18 protein-coding genes are annotated in these 17301 nt (G+C 60.4%); 11 read left to right on the top strand and 7 right to left on the bottom strand.

Annotation, left to right across the window (positions count from 1 at the left end):
• The first annotated feature begins 276 nt into the window (after positions 1-276).
• Entirely contained in the window at positions 277-1440 is a 1164-nt protein-coding gene (locus MB02_RS03085; RefSeq protein ID WP_067532077.1) for an acyl-CoA dehydrogenase family protein, read from the top strand.
• 85 nt (positions 1441-1525) lie between these two features.
• Here MB02_RS03085 and MB02_RS03080 read toward each other — a convergent pair whose 3' ends face one another.
• Entirely contained in the window at positions 1526-1843 is a 318-nt protein-coding gene (locus tag MB02_RS03080) for a DUF1330 domain-containing protein (RefSeq protein WP_067532076.1), read from the bottom strand.
• A gap of 114 nt (positions 1844-1957) precedes the next feature.
• Here MB02_RS03080 and MB02_RS03075 point away from each other — a divergent pair, with 114 nt between their 5' ends.
• Both MB02_RS03075 and MB02_RS03070 read left to right on the top strand, forming a co-directional pair.
• Positions 1958-2587 (top strand): TetR/AcrR family transcriptional regulator, encoded by a 630-nt coding sequence (locus MB02_RS03075; protein WP_082825926.1) that lies wholly within the window; start codon positions 1958-1960, stop codon positions 2585-2587.
• 104 nt (positions 2588-2691) lie between these two features.
• Positions 2692-3156 (top strand): nuclear transport factor 2 family protein, encoded by a 465-nt coding sequence (locus MB02_RS03070; protein ID WP_067532075.1) that lies wholly within the window; start codon positions 2692-2694, stop codon positions 3154-3156.
• Between the two features lie 11 nt (positions 3157-3167).
• Here the strand turns inward: MB02_RS03070 and MB02_RS03065 are convergent, their stop codons facing one another.
• Complete coding sequence (locus MB02_RS03065) at positions 3168-3974, bottom strand: enoyl-CoA hydratase-related protein (protein WP_067532074.1); 807 nt, start codon at positions 3972-3974, stop codon at positions 3168-3170.
• Between the two features lie 229 nt (positions 3975-4203).
• Between MB02_RS03065 and MB02_RS03060 the strand changes: the two genes are divergently transcribed.
• Genes MB02_RS03060 through MB02_RS03030 form a run of 7 tightly spaced genes read left to right on the top strand, consistent with a single transcriptional unit; the run spans position 4204 to position 10134 of the window.
• Positions 4204-5388: a cytochrome P450 gene (locus MB02_RS03060; RefSeq protein WP_235829406.1), complete on the top strand. Its 1185-nt coding sequence runs from the start codon at positions 4204-4206 to the stop codon at positions 5386-5388.
• Between the two features lie 34 nt (positions 5389-5422).
• Positions 5423-6394, top strand: a complete 972-nt coding sequence (locus MB02_RS03055; RefSeq protein ID WP_067532072.1) for a VOC family protein — start codon at positions 5423-5425, stop codon at positions 6392-6394.
• Positions 6395-6408: 14 nt separating this feature from the next.
• Positions 6409-6831, top strand: coding sequence for a VOC family protein (locus MB02_RS03050; RefSeq protein WP_235829405.1), 423 nt, complete (start codon positions 6409-6411; stop codon positions 6829-6831).
• Positions 6828-8018: an acyl-CoA dehydrogenase family protein gene (locus tag MB02_RS03045; protein WP_067532070.1), complete on the top strand. Its 1191-nt coding sequence runs from the start codon at positions 6828-6830 to the stop codon at positions 8016-8018. Before MB02_RS03050 ends, MB02_RS03045 begins: the two co-directional genes overlap by 4 nt.
• Before the next feature lie 3 nt (positions 8019-8021).
• Positions 8022-9110 carry an acyl-CoA dehydrogenase family protein gene (locus MB02_RS03040; protein ID WP_067532068.1) on the top strand — a complete coding sequence of 363 codons (1089 nt, stop codon included), beginning with the start codon at positions 8022-8024 and terminating at the stop codon, positions 9108-9110.
• Between the two features lie 5 nt (positions 9111-9115).
• Positions 9116-9658, top strand: coding sequence for a MaoC family dehydratase N-terminal domain-containing protein (locus tag MB02_RS03035; protein WP_067532402.1), 543 nt, complete (start codon positions 9116-9118; stop codon positions 9656-9658).
• Complete coding sequence (locus tag MB02_RS03030; RefSeq protein WP_067532066.1) at positions 9655-10134, top strand: hotdog family protein; 480 nt, start codon at positions 9655-9657, stop codon at positions 10132-10134. The genes MB02_RS03035 and MB02_RS03030 overlap by 4 nt, the downstream gene beginning before the upstream one ends.
• Positions 10135-10184: 50 nt before the next feature.
• On the opposite strand, the gene MB02_RS03025 is transcribed toward MB02_RS03030, so the two are convergent.
• Genes MB02_RS03025 through MB02_RS03015 form a run of 3 tightly spaced genes read right to left on the bottom strand, consistent with a single transcriptional unit; the run spans position 10185 to position 13787 of the window.
• Entirely contained in the window at positions 10185-10958 is a 774-nt protein-coding gene (locus tag MB02_RS03025) for an SDR family NAD(P)-dependent oxidoreductase (RefSeq protein ID WP_067532064.1), read from the bottom strand.
• A gap of 42 nt (positions 10959-11000) precedes the next feature.
• Positions 11001-12206, bottom strand: a complete 1206-nt coding sequence (locus MB02_RS03020) for an acetyl-CoA acetyltransferase (RefSeq protein ID WP_067532062.1) — start codon at positions 12204-12206, stop codon at positions 11001-11003.
• Complete coding sequence (locus MB02_RS03015) at positions 12207-13787, bottom strand: 3-oxoacyl-[acyl-carrier-protein] synthase III C-terminal domain-containing protein (protein WP_235829404.1); 1581 nt, start codon at positions 13785-13787, stop codon at positions 12207-12209.
• 180 nt (positions 13788-13967) lie between these two features.
• Between MB02_RS03015 and MB02_RS03010 the strand changes: the two genes are divergently transcribed.
• Entirely contained in the window at positions 13968-14723 is a 756-nt protein-coding gene (locus MB02_RS03010; RefSeq protein ID WP_067532060.1) for an SDR family NAD(P)-dependent oxidoreductase, read from the top strand.
• 30 nt (positions 14724-14753) lie between these two features.
• Here the strand turns inward: MB02_RS03010 and MB02_RS03005 are convergent, their stop codons facing one another.
• Together MB02_RS03005 and MB02_RS03000 are read right to left on the bottom strand one after the other, a co-directional pair.
• Positions 14754-16010 carry an acetyl-CoA hydrolase/transferase family protein gene (locus MB02_RS03005; protein ID WP_067532058.1) on the bottom strand — a complete coding sequence of 419 codons (1257 nt, stop codon included), beginning with the start codon at positions 16008-16010 and terminating at the stop codon, positions 14754-14756.
• Between the two features lie 77 nt (positions 16011-16087).
• Positions 16088-17245, bottom strand: coding sequence for an acyl-CoA dehydrogenase family protein (locus MB02_RS03000; protein ID WP_067532056.1), 1158 nt, complete (start codon positions 17243-17245; stop codon positions 16088-16090).
• Positions 17246-17301 lie beyond the last annotated feature (56 nt).

Below are 17301 nucleotides of genomic sequence, written 5' to 3'. Positions count from 1 at the left end.
GGGCACACCGATGGAGCGGTCTTCAGTGTCCGCGCCACTCAGGCTCTCCCATCGCATCTGTCAGCGCTGAAGCTAGGGGCGGACCAAGCTCATTTTAAACTCGTTTTCCGTCCGCTTTCCCGCGTGGCCATCCCGGTGCAGCCAGTTGTCCGAACGGTATGCGAGTTAAAATTGAAGCCGGTGGCCTGTAGTCCTTTCGCAGACGCGCAGACCGAGAGAGTGGCGCGCATAATGGACGGCCATGCCGGACACGGGATGCAAGGCTGCTAGGCTTAGGTGGGCGATTTGTACGAGGACGATCATATCCAGATGCTGCGGGAAACGCTGTTGCGTTTCATCGAAAAGGAGATGCCGCTCGAACTCGTGAGGCAATGGGACCGCGACAATCACTTTCCGGCGGAGGTCCACCGCAAGCTGGCAGATCTCGGTCTCATGGGGCTGACGGTTCCGGAAGAGCATGGCGGCGGCGGGCGAGACATACGCGCGACCGTCATGGCTATCGAACTGCTGTGCGGGCGAAGCATGGCGGTCGGCGGGCCCTATATCCAGTCAGCCTGCTATGCCGGTCTAAATCTTGCCGAGGTTGCGAGCGAACGGCAGAAAAAAGAACTGCTGCCCAGAGTCGTCAATGACGGCATGATCTTCGCCTATGGCATCAGCGAGCCGGATGTCGGGGCCGACGTCGCCGCCGTTCGTTCGACCGGCCGGATCGAGGACGGCAACGTCGTCATCAATGGATCGAAACGGTTCTGTTCCGGCGCGACTATCGCGGATTATATCTACACCCTCGTTCGCACCGGTCCGAAAGAAGACAAATATGCCAACCTTTCCCTGGTGCTCGTACCCACGGACGCCGAAGGGATCGTCTTCGAGCCTCAGGACGCCCTGGGTCTCAAGGGCACCGGCACTTACGATGTCACTTTCGCGGACGTGAAGGTTCCGCTGGAAAACGTGGTTGGCGAGGATGCCGGATGGAACCAGGCATGGAAGATGCTGGTCGGGCCGGGACTCGATATCGAGAAGATCGAAGTGGCGGCCATGGCGCTTGGCATCGCATCGGCAGCGGTCGAGGAAGCCTGGGAATACGCACAGGAACGCGAACAGTTCGGAAAGCCGATTTCGGCGTTCCAGTCGATCCGTCACATGCTGGCCGATGCCAGGACCAAACTCCACGCGTGCCGCGCGGTCACCTACCAGGCTGCCGAACAGCTCGACCGGGGCGAGCCGGCATCGCTCGAAACGTCGATGGCAAAACTGTTCGTGTGCGATACCGCGCGGGATATCGTTCTGTCCTGCCAGCAGGTGCTGGGCGCTTACGGGTATATCAAGGAATTCGACATGGAACGGCACGTGCGTGACATCCTGATCATGCCGATCCTCGGGGGATCGTCAGCGATCCAGAAGAACAATATCTGCAATATGCTGAAGCTGAGGAAATGAACGGGCCGTTCGCTCGTTTCTGCGGCCTTGCCGCACGCTCCTGATGGTCTGTGCGGTGGGGGCAGATATCCGGGCGAACGGGGGTTCAGTTGCCTTCGGGCGTGGGGGTGTCCAGCCCATCGACCACCGCGAGATCGCAGATGACCCCGCTGTCGCGGCGCAATGCGATCATCGCCGCATAGCGCGGATCGTTGTACCAGTTCATCGCGGCCTGCCGATCGGGGAATGCGACGAGCACGCTGGCGTGACCGGCGGGCTCAACCCCTTCAAGCTTCTCGCAATCGCCGCCCTTCACGAGATAGCGTCCGCCGTGTTCGGCAATCAGAGGCTCGGTGACCGAACGGTATTCGCGATACCAGTCCCAGTCTTTGACGATCAGTTTTCCAATTACGTAAGCAGTCATTTTTGCCCTCTTTCGGGCAGGGGGTAACAGGCGCGGGGTTCACAATGTACTCGCGTAAGGTCGGTTCGTGTGCAAGCATCGATCCGGCCGGGGGATGGATCTGGAACGACACTGATGACAAATCAGAAGCAGCAGATGAACGATGTGGATCGCAGGAAGGATCCGAAACAACAGCGCGCTGTCGTCACGGCGGAGGCGATTACGCAGGCGACGCAGCAGATCATCATTCGCGAAGGGTTCAAGAAGGCCACAACCAATCGCATTGCTGAAGTCGCGGGGGTCAGCGTTGGATCGCTGTATCAGTATTTCCCCAACAAGCAGGCGATCGTCAGAACCTTGATCCAGGAAACGGTCACGAAGGCGGCAATGCGCGTGCGCACCTTGCTTCGTGATCTGATGGACGAACCGCTCGAACCCGCGCTTCGCCAGATCATGACCTTGCTGTTGGAGATCTACAAGGAAAACGACTTCATCATCTTCCGCATCCTCGATCAGGTGCCGGAGCTGAAGGAATACACCAACAATCTCGCGATCGAGATATACACCTATTCAACCAACCTGGCATTTCTGGAGCAGCATCAGGCTGACCTGACTGTCACTGATATCAAGACCTCGCTGCTGCTTATCGAACGGGCGACGATCCACAACATCGAATATTTTCTGGCGCACAATCCAACGAACATGACCGAGGAACAGCTGATTGACGAGCTGACCCGGATGACGTTGAATTACCTGACGGCCTAGCTGTTACGACCAAATCGCGACAACCGGTGCGATTGGGGCCAGAAACACGTCCGGTCTGCGGAAACGGCAGGCCGCGTGCAAAGACATATGGGAATTAGAGGATCATGAAAGCAGACGACTATTTCGCAATCCAGAACCTGATCAACAGCTATCCCTATCTGTTGGACCGGGGCGATTTCGACGCCGTCGGGCAGTTGTTCAAGCATGCCGATGTGATCAGCGGCGGGACCTTGATGGCATCCAAGAGCGCGGAAGCCGTGGCCGAGGCATTCCGTTCCTGGGTGATAACGTATGAAGATGGCACGCCGCGGACGCGCCACTGCCTGGCCAACCTGTGCATCATTCCGGAAGGCGAAGACCGGGCGCTGGTGAAATCCTACGTCATGGTATTTCAGCAGACAGACGCGGTGCCGCTGCAGCCGGTCATCGGCGGTGACTATGCCGATCGGGTCCAGAAAGTGGATGGCGAATGGCGCATAATCGAGCGGCAGATGGGCAACAACCAGTTCGGCCATCTCGAAGGGCACGGTCGCGACCTTGGCATTTTCAATTCGCTCAGCGTGAATTGAGCCGCGTAGGCTCAGGCATTCCGGGCGGGTTGCCGATCTGCAGTTCCCCGCCCGGCAGCAAGCTTTCCGAGTACGAAGTCGGATTGCAGCAGCCGGTGAAAGGTCCGTGCCTCATCGCCAATCGCGTCTTGTACAGCGGCCTGTCCGTCCGCCTTCACAAGGCGTTTTGTTTCCATGACCGCTTCGAGCGAGAGCCCGGAGATCGTCGCCGTTGTTTCGGCGATGACGCCGAGCATCTCCGCTGCCGGGACCGTTGCGTTGATGATGCCCCATTCGACAGCACGCTCCGCAGTGCACTGCCCCTGAGTGAGGAACAATGCCATCGCTCTCTGGTGTCCGATCAGACGCGGAAGAAAGTGGGTGGAGGCAAATTCCGGAATCAGACCCATTTTCGTGAACGGGAAGACGAGCCGGCAATCAGGCACGGCAAACACCAGGTCGCAGTGCAGCAACATCGTCGCCGCGATCCCGACAGCATTCCCGTTAAGCGCGGCGATCACGGGTTTGGGGAACATGGAGAGCGCCTGCATGAAGGCAAAGGATGGTTTTTCCTCCGGAGCGATACTGAGGCCACGGGTGAAACCGCCCACATCGTGACCGCCCGAAAAAGTGGTCCCACTGCCCGTGAACAGGACGCAGGATACGTCGCCGTCAGTGGCCGCCAGCGCCAGCACCTGAGTGATCGCGACATACATGTCATACGTGATCGCGTTACGCTTTTCCTCGCGGTCCAGCCGGATGGTCAGTACGCGGTCGCTGGCACTGATGGACAGACCTTCCGTAGAGTTCTCATATGCCCGTAACGTGGGATTGCTCATCAGACCGGTACGTCCCTTGCGCTAACCAAACCTGGGCATTGTGTAGCTGACGGTTGCCGCACCTGACCTAAGTTTTCGCTCGCATTCCTCTTGCGGCCCGGAAAGCGAGTTTATCGTGAGGCACCCCCGGCCATAGCTTTCGCAACACAAACCCGGACAGCCTGGGCGGCAGTCAATGCCGTGCGGAGCAGTCTGTGGGAGTATGTTGAATAGACGAAGGCTTGGTCCCTTGATTGATTACGATCCCTTTTCTGACGATGCGATGCGGGATCCGCACAAGATCTATGCGGAGCTGCGCAAGGGCGATGGGCCTCATTTCATCGAGAAATACAACGCCTGGGCTCTCGTCCATTTCGAGGACATCTGGAACACCAGCACCAAGCACGAGAAGGATATCACCTTCACGGCGGGACAGCCGCTCACCAACGTCCTTCTGGGGGAGCCTGTGCCACATGCATTCCCCAGCATGGACATGAGCGAACACCGCAAGTGGCGACGGGTCGTTCATGCCGACTATACCAAGGGCAGCGTCGAGAAGGAACGAGAGCGCATTACGGCGCTGGCGCGCGAGATTCTGGCCCCTCTTGCAGAGCGCGGCAGCTTCGACTTCTACAAGGAATACGTGAACCGTGTCCTGGCGATCAACGCGGGCTATAATCTCGGCCTGCCGCGGGAAAAATCAATCGCCTGGCGTGGCCTTGTCGATGAAACGATGCACCGGGAAACCGGGCAGGTCGGCACCAGTTCGGAACGCAATCTGAAGGCGGCTGGGCAACTGGCCCAACAGCTTCACGCCTATGTGCGTGAGGTGCGCGCCAATCCCGCTCTGGCGGGAGGGCATGTGGCCAAGTATCTGGCGGCAGAGATCGATGGGCAAAAGCTCGACGATCAGGGCCTGGTCAATCTGTTGATCATATTCCTCACTGTCGGATCGGGCACGACACCCAACGTGTGCGCGGGGGCGGTCTATTATCTGGCCCAGAATCCCGATCAGAAGCACGCCGTTCTGAACGATCTGTCGCTCGTTCCGCAGGCGTTTTCCGAGGCGGCTCGCTACGATCAGCCGACCAATATCCTGTGCCGCAGGGCGGCCAACGACTTCGAAATTCGCGGCAAACAGATCAAGGCGGGGCAGAACCTGCTCATGGTTTATGCCTCCGCCAATCGCGACGAGGCGGAATTCGAGCGGGCGGGAGAGTTCGATATCTTCCGCAGCTATCCGCGAGACCTGACGTTCGGTGTGGGCGGGCACATGTGTCTCGGGATGCATCTGGCGACGATGGCGGGAGTCATCCTGCTGGAAGAATTCTTCAAGGTTGCAGGCGACTACCGGATCGACACCGGGCGCTGCACCCGCGCCTACAGCGAATTCCTGTCGGGCTTCGATCACATACCGGTGGAACTGGGCGACTGAAAATCACGCCAGAACACGTCAAGGAGAGGTAATAATGTCCATTCGCAGCCTCGGCTATGTGGGGTTCGGGGCCCCTGATCCGGCTGTCTGGCTGGAATATGCCACCAGGATCATCGGCCTTATGCCTGCGCGGGCATGTGCGGGTGAGGACTGGGGTATCCCGATGGTTCCCGGTTCCGGGCCTGCCAGCGCGGGCAGCGGCGTGGCAGATGACGGTACTGTCTATCTGAAGATGGATGACTGGCAGTGGCGGATCGCCATTCACCCGGATGCGGAAAATCGGGGGATCAAGTATATTGGCTTGGAAGTCGAGGATCAGATCGACCTCGAAGAGCAAGTCGCCAAGCTGAACGAAGCGGGCTTCCCCGCCGAACTGGGGACGCAGGCCCAGGCGCAGGCCCGTTCCGTCACCGGCATAGCCTTCACGCGGGACCCCTCCGGCAATGCCATCGAACTGTTCTACGGGCCTGTGCTGGACAGGAAGTTTGCGTCTCCGCTGGGCATGGAATTTCTGGCAGGCCCTTTCGGTGTGGGACATGTGAACCTGCTGACATCCGACCATCTGGAGGATGCGCAGAACTTCTACACACGCGTCCTTGGCTTCAAGTTGTCGGATTACATCCACTTTGGCGGCGGCAACGTGGCGAATTTCTATGCCTGCAATGCGCGGCATCATTCGGTCGGGCTGCTCAAGGTCGGCGGTGCGATCGGGATTCACCATCTCATGCTGGAAGTCACCAGTGTCGATATGGTCCTGCAATGCCTGGAACGGGTCAACGATGCAGGCATAGCGATAACCTCGACTTTGGGGCGCCATGTGAATGACAACATGCTGTCATTCTACATGAGGAGCCCATTCGGTTTCGAAGTGGAAATCGGTTTCGATGGCCGCCTGATCGACAAGGACTGGACAGCCAACCAGTTCGTCGAAGGCGATATCTGGGGGCATCGCGGGCTCGACCCCGAAACGATTGCCCGGAACATCGCGGCAATGCCTCAGACGTGAAAGGGACCTCGGACGTGACAGAGGAAGCAATCGCCATGCGTGCGGACCTGGGGCTTGAAGTCGGGCTGGTGTCGAACGACATCGAAGGTCAGACCCGTTTTTACAGCGAAACGCTCGGCCTGCCGGTGGAAGGCAACGTGGAGATTCCGCAGGTGGGCAGGATAACACGCTTTCGGGCAGGCGGCAGCGTCCTGCGCGTGTTGGTCCCGCTCACCCCTGCCGCGGGTGCATCGCGGGAAGGGGGTTTCGCCGGCACCGAGGGTATCCGCTATATTGCCCTGAAAGTTTCGAATCTGGCGGAACTGGTCCAACGTGTGACCGATGCCGGTTTCAACGTGGTGATCCCGATCCGCACATTGCGGCCGGGAGTGGATGTGGCTCTGGTCGAAGATTCCGACGGAAATACCATCGAACTGATGGAGGAACATGCGTCATGAATTTCGCATTTTCCGAAGAGGAAATGGCCTTCCTGAAGGATTTCCAGCAATATCTCGAACAGGAGAAGGCGGGGCCTGACAGTTCCGTGATCTTCGCGCCATGGCGCGAAACCGATTCCTGGCTGGTCGATTCCCCCGAACGGCGCGGCTTCATGAAGCGGCTGGCGCAGGCCGGATACATCGGCATGTCGTGGGAAAAGCAATATGGCGGTCGCGAACGGCCCGGCGTCTACGACTATCTGTTGAACGAAGAGCTCTCCAGCCAGGGTGCCCCGATCATCGGCAAGGGTGTCGGTTGCATCGGCAAGACGATCATCGCGCATGGTTCCGACAAGCTGAAGCAGGAGTTCCTGCCGCAGATCCTTGCCGCCGATATAGAATTCGCACTTGGTTATTCCGAACCGGGGGCAGGTTCGGATCTCGCGTCATTGCGGCTCCGGGCGGAGCGTCGGGGCGACGAATGGGTGCTCAACGGGCAGAAGATGTGGACCACTTCGGCGCACTTTGCCGACTGGTACTGGGTTGCCGCACGCACTGATCCCGAAGCGCCCAAGCATAAGGGGATCAGCGTATTCCTCGTGCCGATGGATCACCCCGGTCTGACGATCAAAGAGATCAAGACCATGGGGGATCACCGCACGAACGAGGTGTTCTTCGACGAGGTCAACATCGGGCCGGATTATCTCGTCGGCGAAGAGAATGCCGGGTGGCGATATGTTTGCGAGGCGCTCGATTACGAACGCTTCGCGCTCTACACGGTTGGCCCGCTGCTCCTGAAATTCGAGGCTCTCGTCGAACTGGCGAAGGTGGCCAGACGGGATGGGCGGCCATTGTCGGACGATCCCGTGGTGCGCGACCGGATCGCGGAATTTGCCTGCGAAGTGGAAATGGCCACCATGCTCCAGCGCCGCGTCATCGCCAAGGCGATCAAGGGCGAGGTGCCCACAGTGGAGGCGGCGATGTACAAGTATTTCAGCACCGGGCTCGGCCGCCGGATCGCCAACTATGCCATCGATTGTCTTGGGCCGTTGGGGCTGCTGAAATCGGGTGCTCCCGGTGCGCCGTTCGGCGGCAGATGGGAAATGTCCGATCGTGCGACAGTGGTCGATACGATTGGTGGGGGTTCGACCGAAGTGCAGAAGAATATCGTTGCCCGGCGGGGCCTGGGCCTCATGGTCGGAGCTTGATTCATGGATCTCGATTTCAACGAAGAACAGGAACTGTTGCGCGCCACTGTCCGGCGCATCTGCGAGACGTCGTTCGACTCTGCGGCAGTTCGCAAGCTGGAAGGGGAACGGGACAAACTCGACCGGGCATTCTGGGCGGCGCTGGGCGAAAGCGGTATCTGTGCGCTGCGGATTGAAGAACGGCACGGCGGTGCGCAGATGGGCGCTCTCAACCTCGCGATTGTGTTTGAGGAGTTCGGGCAGGTGCTCGCGTCCTCGCCATTCCTGCAAAGCGCGGTTCACGCCGCCGACATTCTTTCTGCCGTTGGATCGGAAGATCTGGCTGCGGAATGGCTACCCAAAATCGCTGGCGGAGAAGTCATCGTCATCCCGGCCTGGCAGGAAGACGAGTTGCGTGAAGCGGCGCGACCATCGCATTTCGACAGTGCAAGCAGGACGGTGTCGGGCACCAAGATGGTCGTACCGTTCGCCAGTGTTGCCGATGCTTTTCTGGTGAGAGCTGCGACCGAGTCCGGTGCCGGCTGGGCTCTGATTCCCGCACAGTCCGATGGCATCGTTATTACCGAACAACCGAACTATGCATCGCAACCACTGTTCGAAGTCCGTTTCGATCATGTGCATGTTGCGGAAGGGCATTTCTGGCCCGCCGCCGAAAACTCTGCCTTATCCGATGATGTGTTGATTGCAGCGGCGGCGGAAGCTGTCGGCGCGGCGACGCGTCTGCTGAAGATCACGGCGGATTATGCCAACCAGCGCAAGCAGTTCGGGCGGCCTATTGCCGGTTTTCAGGCCATTTCGCATCCCCTGGCCGACTGTGCGACCGAACTGGAAGGCGTGCGTTACCTGACCTATCAGGCCGCTTGGGCGAAGGATGAAGGCCAGGACTGCGCTCATCTCGCCAGAATGGCCAAATACTCTGCCGCCGCCCTGTTCCGCCGTCTGGCGACAGTGGCGGTTCAGGTCCACGGCGGGATCGGCTATTCGACCGAAGGAGAGCCGCAGCTGTTCTATCGGCGCTCCAAATATCATGAGCTCATGTATGGGACTGCGGCCGGGCTGAAGAAGTCCATTGCCGACCATGTCCTGTCGTGAAGGCCATGGCTGACGCCCCGACAACTGAGGAGTGTGCGGCGGATCTCGATCCCGCGATTGTTCGCCTGATCGGCCGCCCGCAATATGTGGCGGAGGCGGGCATCCCTGCCAATGAGCGCAATGTGCAGGCCATGTGCGCGGCGGTTGAAAACGCCAATCCGGCCTGGTGGAGCGCGGGGGAGGCCACGGTGTTGCTTGGCCAGCCCTATTGCCCCGCCACGATGCTTCCCGCGTGGGGCAGGCCGGAACTGTGGGAACCGGGGCAGGGGGAGCCGCTGAGGGCCCTGCAGGCGCATTTCGATCTCAAGGGTCTGCTGGGCTATCCCGCTTCGATCGTGGTGACTTACACCACCACATTCTACAAGCCGGTCAAACTCGGTGATCGCCTGCGGACCCAGCAGATCGTCCGCCGGATTGGCGAGATCAAGTCGACAAAGCTCGGCACAGGACGTTTCTGGACGGTCGACATGCAATATCTGGACGCTGCGGGAGATGTCGTCGGCGTCGAAAGTTACGATTTCTTCGGCTTCGACAAAGGTGAGGCATGAAACGGCTCACCGTCGCCGATGTCGCCATGGGCATGGATTTGCCTGAACTCGTCTTTACGGTGTCGGCCACCAGGCTGGTTGCCGGTGCCCTGGCCAGCAGGGATTATTCGCCGTTGCATCATGACAGGCGCTACGTGGTCGATGTTGCGGGTCAGCGTGACATTTTCGCCAATACCCAATTTCAGGCCGCGCTGTTCGAACGTTATCTCAACGATTGGTCGGGCCCGATGGGCCGCACCGTGCAGATGCGCTTCGCCATGCGGGTATCGGTCTTTGCGGAAGATGAGGTCGCCATCCACGGCACGGTCGAGGATGTCCTGCAAGACGGACCTTGCGGACCATGTGTTAAAGTCACGCTGAATATGACGGTCGACGGGCGGATCGTGACGACCTGCGACGCGCTCTATGCTCTGCCCGCCGACGAAGCCGACAATCCGTGGGATCGTGGCGGAGAGCGTTGGCTGCAGCCCGCTTGAAACCTGATGCCACGCAAATACCGGGGGATGTTGATCCCCCGGTGCGCCCCTCAAGCAGTGATGTGAAACCCGCCATCTATGCCGAGGTGCTGGCCGGTGATGTAGGCCGCTGCATCTGACAGAAGGAAGCAGGTCGCGGGCGCGACATCCTCGGGCGAGGAAAAGCGGCGAAGCGGGATGGAGTCCAGATAACGGTCGCGAAACTTGTCCTGACGGATGGTCTCCGTCATCGCGGTTTCGACCAGCCCATAACATACGCTGTTGACGTTGATGTTGTAACGGCCCCATTCGCGTGCTGCGCTCATCGTCAGGCCGAGAACGCCGGACTTGGCCGCACCGTAGTTGATCTGGCCAAAAGTGCCGCGACGGCCCGCGTCTGAAGAGACATTGACGATCGAACCGGGATTGGAATCGCCGTTCTTCGCCTTTTCTATCAGGAAACGTCCGACAGCCTGAAGACAGGTGAAGGCGCCGGTCAGGTTGACATGGATGACCGATTGCCATTGCTCGCGGGACATTTCGGCGGCCATTGCCGCGCGTACGATGCCGGCGTTGTTCATCAGGCCATTCACATCGCCGAGCGTCTTCGCGGTATCTTCGACCACACTGGCGACGAATGCTTCGTCAGTGATGTCACCGGCAAAGGTCTTCACCCTTCCGGCGTCGCAACTGCCGAAGCTGTCGGCCAGAGCCGCCTCGTTGATGTCGACTGCCGCGACACGGGCGCCCATCAGCAGGCACTGGTCGGCAAGAGCCTTGCCGATACCTTGCGCAGCGCCGGTAATGATGATGACCTTGCGGTCGAGGGATGCTGGATTTTCCACGTTTGAACCTTGTTTGCGTTGAGTTTGGGGCGGGAAGGCCGGTCAGGTGTCGAGCAGGCCGAGAACCGAGACACTGCACACATTGAAATTCGGAAATCCGCCGAGATTGTGCGTCAGCGCATGGGTCGGCCGGTTCAACTGGCGGTCGCCTGCACGGTTCAGCAATTGCTGATAGCATTCATAGACCATGCGCAGGCCTGATGCCCCGATCGGATGGCCGAAGCATTTGAGTCCGCCGTCGATGTTGCAGGCAACTTCGCCATCGGCATCGAACTTGCCCGCCAGAACGTCCCGGAAACCTTCTCCAGGCTTGGACAGGCCAAGGTCTTCCATTGTGACCAGTTCCGTTATCGAGAAGCAGTCATGCACTTCGACCAGGTCGAGCTGCTTGAGCGGATCGGTAATCCCCGCCTCGCGGTATGCGCGTTCGGCTGCAATGCGGGTTGTGCGGGCATAGCTGCCGTCCCATGAATCATGGGACATTTCCGAACCGTTGCTGACAGCCAGCTGCACGGCCTTCACGCTGACGAGGTCGCCCGTCCTCCCCAGACGGCGCGCGACTTCCGGCGTGGTGATGATGGCACAGGCCGATCCGTCACTGACGCCGCAGCAATCGAACAGGCCCAGCGGATAGGCGACCATGGGCGCATTCAGGATCGCCTCTTTGGATATCCGGCGCTGGAGATGGGCCTTGGGGTTCTTCGATCCGTTCTCGTGGCTTTTCCACGAGACGTGGGCCATCGCTTCCTTGAGCGTGTCCATCTCGATTCCGTGGCGCGCCGTATAGGCGCTGGCGAACTGGGCGAAGGACCCTGGCGCGGTCGCGCTGGGTTGCCACAGTTCGTTGAACGTCCCCTTGCTGCGTTCCGGCAGGCCGCCGTAGCCGGTATCCTTCAGCTTCTCGACCCCGATGGCCATGGCGATGTCCACCGCGCCGGAAGCGACGGCATAGACCGCGCCGCGCAATGCCTCCGAACCGGTGGCGCAAAGGTTTTCGACGCGCGTGACGGGGATGTTCGGCAGGCGCAGGCTTTGCGAGGCAGAGAGGCCCGATTTGCCCAGGTTCTGTTCGTCCATGGACAGGCCAAACCACGCGGCCTCGATCTGATCGCGATCGATCCCCGCATCGCCGATCGCCTCAAGGAACGATTCCGCCAGCAGGTCTTCCGCGCTGCAATCCCATCGCTCGCCAAACTGCGAACATCCCATACCGAGAATGACGACTTTGTCTCGAATGCCCTTGGCCATTTATCCCGCCTCCGCTGAGTTTACCGGGGCCGCTTTCCAGAAGTAGCGATGGAACCTGCGTTTCGGATCCTTGTCCTTGATGCGAAACACGAAGCGGACCGGTGTGCCCACGGCCAGCTCGCCGGGTTCGAAATCGGTAAATTCCATCATGATTACGCCGCCGTCGTCGAAGGCGACGTTGCCGTACATCAGCGGCGGATTGGGAGAGATTGCCAGCCAATCCTCGGTGAACGATTTGACCCGCCCGATCTTGTCGCGAAACGGTTCGTCCTCCAGCGTGCCGAAGCTGCGGCAATCCGGGTTTACGCATGCCGGGCCCTTGGGAAACTGCCTGGTGCCGCATGCGGTGCACTTCCCGCCGATGAACCCGGTTATGGTTTTGCGGTGGCGGTTGAACGCGGAAAGAGCGGTACGATTGTCACGCTCGGCACGGATGCCCCAATCGATCTCCAGCTGATCGTTGAACGCCAGAAAACGGGTGTAATTCCCATCCTCGCATCCGTTTTCCAGTTGGGCGGCCACCGGATTGGCGGCTGCCCAGTCGGCAATGGCATCTGTGGTTTCCAGCAGGATGCACTGGGTGCCCTGCGCGAAATTCGCGACCAGGATCTTCTTCCCCGGCGATGCCTGCTCGAGCGCATGGCTCAGCATCAGCAGCCCGTGGGCCGTCCCGGTATTACCGCAACCTGCATCCAGCGGATCGACCAGACGTTCCGGTGCAATGCCACAGACCTTGGCGATATTGCGAGCGGCAGCCTGCCCGATGCCGGACAGAACCACGTGATCGATATCGCCGGGTGTGCAGCCGGCCTGTTCCAGCAGGGCCAGGATGGCAGAGGGCAGGATCTTCATCTGCCCTTCGTCCCTGACCCAGCGCTCTTCGAGCGAATAATCGATTTCGGCCCCTGCGGCGCGATAGTGGTCCACGAAATCTGTTGCCGTTGCATGAGTAGCGACCAGCTGGGCAATCAGCCCCTGCGTCCCGGTGGCCACGGCTGCCGCGCCGTGGCCGAGCGTCATTTCCAGCGCGGAAGCGGGTTTCGCGCTGCGCCTGTCGGCGGCGACTGTCAGGGTCGGCTGCCCGCTGGACAAGGCGTCGATGAGCGCGGTCATTCCAGCGCCGAGAAAGCCGCCGAAATCGGCACAACGAATTTGGGCTGGAAGTGTCAAAGCCTCGCTCAGCAGCACGGCATTGGCCCGGTCGGCAAACGGCGCTGTCGTGCTGGCGAACTGCACCACTGCCGGTGCTGCGCCGGACCCGGCGGCGAGACAGCTGCGGCTGGCCTCCACTGCCATGGTCAGGCTGTCTTCATCGGGAGTGCAGCTTGTACGGTGGCCTTTGGCCATCGCGGCCAGGGCCGGGTTGGCCCACTTGTTGGCGTCTGCGATCACCCGGCGGGCAACGCGCAATCGCGGGAGGTAACCCGCGATCGAGGTGATACCTGTGTTGGTCAATGGCTTCTCCGTGGCGCCCTGTTCGGCAACGTCATTTGGGATCGACCGGCCGAGGCGTTTCAACGGATGCGAACAGCCGTTGTCGCGCCCTTCGACGGCGAGCTGTGCCTGTCTGCTAGGAAACAAGGGTGCTCACATAAAACTCGTATAGGGCCGGGTTCGCTTGCGGACCGGCGGACGGATCAATGGCGAATGTTAGGAAAAGCGAGCGCTTCGCGAATTATTCCCCGCATCCCGGCGGTCTAGATGTGCCGCAACAACGGTCGCGGCGAATTGGGCCTGGCCGAGTTGAGGAGAGAGCGAGCCATGCAGCAGGTCACAGGTGCCCTTGGCGGGCGCAAGGCAGTCATCACAGGAGCAGCCAGCGGCATTGGCCGAGGCATTCTGGAAGCGTTCGTCAGGGAAGGCGCCACGGTTCTCGCGGTCGATTTGCCGTCCGGGCAGTGGGAGACCAGCAATGTCGTCGAAAACGGTGTGGCTCGATTGGCGGTTGATGTGACATTGGCCGACGCCCCAGCGCGTGTCGTGGAGGCAGCACGGAACATGCTCGGCGGGATCGATATCCTGGTCAACAATGCAGGCATTTCGCCGGCTGGCGATGTCGAGACGACATCTGATGAAATGTGGAGCCGGGTCATGGCGCTCAACGTCGATGCCGTGTTCCGGCTGACGCGCGCAGCCGTGCCCTTTTTGAAGCAGAGCGGCAGCGGACGGATCATCAACACAGGCTCGATCATGTCCGAGATCGCAAGCCCCTCCATCATCGCATATGTGACTTCCAAGCACGCCGTCGCTGGCATGACCAAGGCCATGGCAATGGATCTGGGGCAGTACGGGATTTGCGCGAACTTTCTCCAGCCGGGGGCGATCGTTACGCCGTTGTCCGAGGCGCACATGGCGGATGAGCAGTATGTCGCGCATTGGAAGAGGAAGATCCCTCTTGGCCGCCTGGGTGAGCCGGACGACATCGGCCCGGTGGCGGTGTTCCTCGCATCCGACGCGGCTCGCTACGTATCGGGTGAAGGGCTCAGGATTGACGGTGGGGCAGCGTTCAACGCTTGATTGAGCGGGCTCTGGCTTGGCAGCGGTGGCTCATGCCTGTTGGTGCGCGCGCCACTGCTCTGCCAGCTGATTGCGAAACTCCGGCGCAGCCACACCGATCAGGGCTTCGGCCCGCTGTTCGACCGACTTGTCGGCCAGCTCTGCCACCCCGTGTTCCGTCACGACGATGTCCAGATCGGTGCGGCAGATTGTCACCACACCATTGAGCCGGTTTACGATATTCGATCGCTTGCCGCCGCCGCTGGTCGACTGCAGGCATATGATCGCCCGCCCCCCTCGTGACAGGTGCGCGCCCCGGACGAAATCGACCAGCCCGCCGCTGCCGCTGATCTGCCGCCCCCCTGCGGTTTCGGCATTGGCTTGACCGAACAGATCGACCTCCAGCACGGAATTGATGGCAACCAGATTATCCAGATCGGCCAGCGTGCGGCAATCGTGTGTGTACGAGACAGGCCGGAATGCGAAATCGGGGCGTTGCGCGATCCAGTCATAAAACGCTGCATCGCCGCAGACCGCGCCGGTGACATGCAACCCCTGGTCGATCGACTTGCGCGCGCCAGTCATCGCGCCGCCCTCTATCAGCGGCTGGATGACCGGGGAGATCAGGCCACTGTGGAGCCCGAGATCGTTCAGGTGCCCGAGGGACCCAACAACCAGCTGTGGCAACCGGCCCACACCGAATTGCAAGGTGTCGCCATCGCGTATGAGCGCGGCCGCGTTGCGGGCGATCTTGTCTGTGACGGCATTTGCCACCGGATCTGCGACTGTGGGCAGGGGATAATCGACGGCGACGGCATAGTCGATCTGTTCCAGCGAAACCCTTGGCCCACCGGCCACCGGAGGCATCGCCGCATTCAATTCGGCAATCACGACATCACAGCGGCCAACGATATCCGGCACGAAATCCGCGCTTAGCCCGGTGCTGCACATGCCGTCAGCGTCAGGTGGGCTGAGTTGTATCAGGCCGATGTCGATCCGGCCGAGCAATGGCTCGATGGCGCTGTAATGCCTCGGAACGAATTCGATCGGACCTGCCTGCCAGGAGCTGCGAAGTTCCTTGTAGTCGAAAAAGGTGACGCAGGTACTCGGTTCGCGGCCTTGCCCGATTGCGAAATGGTTCATTCCCGGTGTCAGCGGGGTAATGAAGCGCAGGCCGCCAAGCTGGCTGGATGCATTGTACAGCGCCTGCATCAATCCCTGCGGCTGGCCAATGCTCCCCTGGACGAACACTGTCATTCCCGGCTGCAACAGAGCGGGAACTTCGCTGACGGTGAGTGCGGTGGGCATCGGCTAGAGACCGGATGAGCGGCGGGGCAGCGGATTTTCCGGAATCCGGTCCGGCAAGCTTCGAGCGCCTGACATGGTCAGAAGCTCCTCGAAATGATTTCCTTCATGATCTCGTTGGTGCCGCCATAGATCATCTGTGCGCGTGCGTCGGTCCATGCTCGTGCGACCGGATATTCGAGCATATAGCCATAACCGCCGTGCAACTGGACGCATTCATCCAGCACGCGGTTTTGCAGTTCGGTGCACCACCACTTGGCCATGGCGGAGGCTTCTGCGTTGAGTTTGCCTTCCGCCGCCAGTTCGATGCACTGGTCGATATAGACGCGGGCAATCTGGGTCTTGGTCTTGCATTCGGCCAGCTTGAACTTGGTGTTCTGGAAATCCATCAGGCTCTGGCCGAACGCGTTGCGCGACTTGGTGTAATCGACGGTGTTTTCCAGCGCGATTTCGCATCCCGCAACTGCGCGAATGGCAATCATCAGCCGTTCCCAGGCCAGTTCCTGCATGAGGTAACGCAGCCCTTCGCCTTCCTTGCCGAGCAGGCTGGTCTTCGGAATGCGGACGTCGTCGAAAAACAGTTCCGCCGCGTCCTGCGCCTTCTGCCCGACCTTGTCCAGCGGCGCGCTCTTGCTCACCCCTTCACGGTCGGCTTCGACCAGGAACAGGGATAGCGCGCTCGATCCGTCACCCATTTCCGTTTTCGCGGCGAGAACGATAAGATCGGTGACATAACCATTGGTGATGAAGGTCTTGGCGCCGTTGATGACGTATTCGTCGCCGACCGGATTGGCGCGGGTAGAGATCGCGCGCAAGTCGGATCCTCCGCGGGGTTCGGTCATCGCAAGAGAGCCGATGACTTCGCCGCGCGCCATTTTCGGCAACCAGGCCTGCTTCTGCTCTTCGGTGCCGAACCGCTCGATATATCCGGCGACAATTTCGGAATGCATTACAAAGCCCGGCCCGGCGGCGTTGGCGCGCTGCTGTTCCTCGATAAGCACGGCGCTGTATTTCCGGTCGGCGCCAGCGCCGCCGTACTCCGTCGGGGTGGTGACGCACAGCAGGCCTTGTTTGCCGGCCTCCAGCCAGACCTCGCGGTCGGGATGGCACTGCTTGTTCCATTTATCGAGATTGGGAATGACGGCATCGCGCATGAACCGGCGGACGGATGCCCGGAAAATCTCATGCTCTTCAGAAAATATCGTGCGTTCTATAGGCAGGAATTGTGCGGCGCCCACGTATGTTCCCCCGATCCCAATATCAGTGTGTCCTTGCCCGCCGACACTTGTTCCTC

The sequence above is a fragment of the Croceicoccus estronivorus genome (assembly GCF_001625325.1).
Taxonomy (GTDB): domain Bacteria; phylum Pseudomonadota; class Alphaproteobacteria; order Sphingomonadales; family Sphingomonadaceae; genus Caenibius; species Caenibius estronivorus.
This window is presented reverse-complemented; position numbering and strand designations above follow the sequence as displayed.

What these genes read in the sequence shown, in the direction of transcription:
- MB02_RS03045 (WP_067532070.1), top strand. Translation starts at nt 6,828, where the DNA reads ATGAATTTCGCATTTTCCGAAGAGGAAATGGCCTTCCTGAAGGATTTC.
- MB02_RS03040 (WP_067532068.1), top strand. Translation starts at nt 8,022, where the DNA reads ATGGATCTCGATTTCAACGAAGAACAGGAACTGTTGCGCGCCACTGTC.
- MB02_RS03030 (WP_067532066.1), top strand. Translation starts at nt 9,655, where the DNA reads ATGAAACGGCTCACCGTCGCCGATGTCGCCATGGGCATGGATTTGCCT.
- MB02_RS03055 (WP_067532072.1), top strand. Translation starts at nt 5,423, where the DNA reads ATGTCCATTCGCAGCCTCGGCTATGTGGGGTTCGGGGCCCCTGATCCG.
- MB02_RS03010 (WP_067532060.1), top strand. Translation starts at nt 13,968, where the DNA reads ATGCAGCAGGTCACAGGTGCCCTTGGCGGGCGCAAGGCAGTCATCACA.
- MB02_RS03070 (WP_067532075.1), top strand. Translation starts at nt 2,692, where the DNA reads ATGAAAGCAGACGACTATTTCGCAATCCAGAACCTGATCAACAGCTAT.
- MB02_RS03080 (WP_067532076.1), bottom strand. Translation starts at nt 1,843, where the DNA reads ATGACTGCTTACGTAATTGGAAAACTGATCGTCAAAGACTGGGACTGG.
- MB02_RS03005 (WP_067532058.1), bottom strand. Translation starts at nt 16,010, where the DNA reads ATGCCCACCGCACTCACCGTCAGCGAAGTTCCCGCTCTGTTGCAGCCG.
- MB02_RS03075 (WP_082825926.1), top strand. Translation starts at nt 1,958, where the DNA reads ATGACAAATCAGAAGCAGCAGATGAACGATGTGGATCGCAGGAAGGAT.
- MB02_RS03065 (WP_067532074.1), bottom strand. Translation starts at nt 3,974, where the DNA reads ATGAGCAATCCCACGTTACGGGCATATGAGAACTCTACGGAAGGTCTG.
- MB02_RS03020 (WP_067532062.1), bottom strand. Translation starts at nt 12,206, where the DNA reads ATGGCCAAGGGCATTCGAGACAAAGTCGTCATTCTCGGTATGGGATGT.
- MB02_RS03035 (WP_067532402.1), top strand. Translation starts at nt 9,116, where the DNA reads ATGGCTGACGCCCCGACAACTGAGGAGTGTGCGGCGGATCTCGATCCC.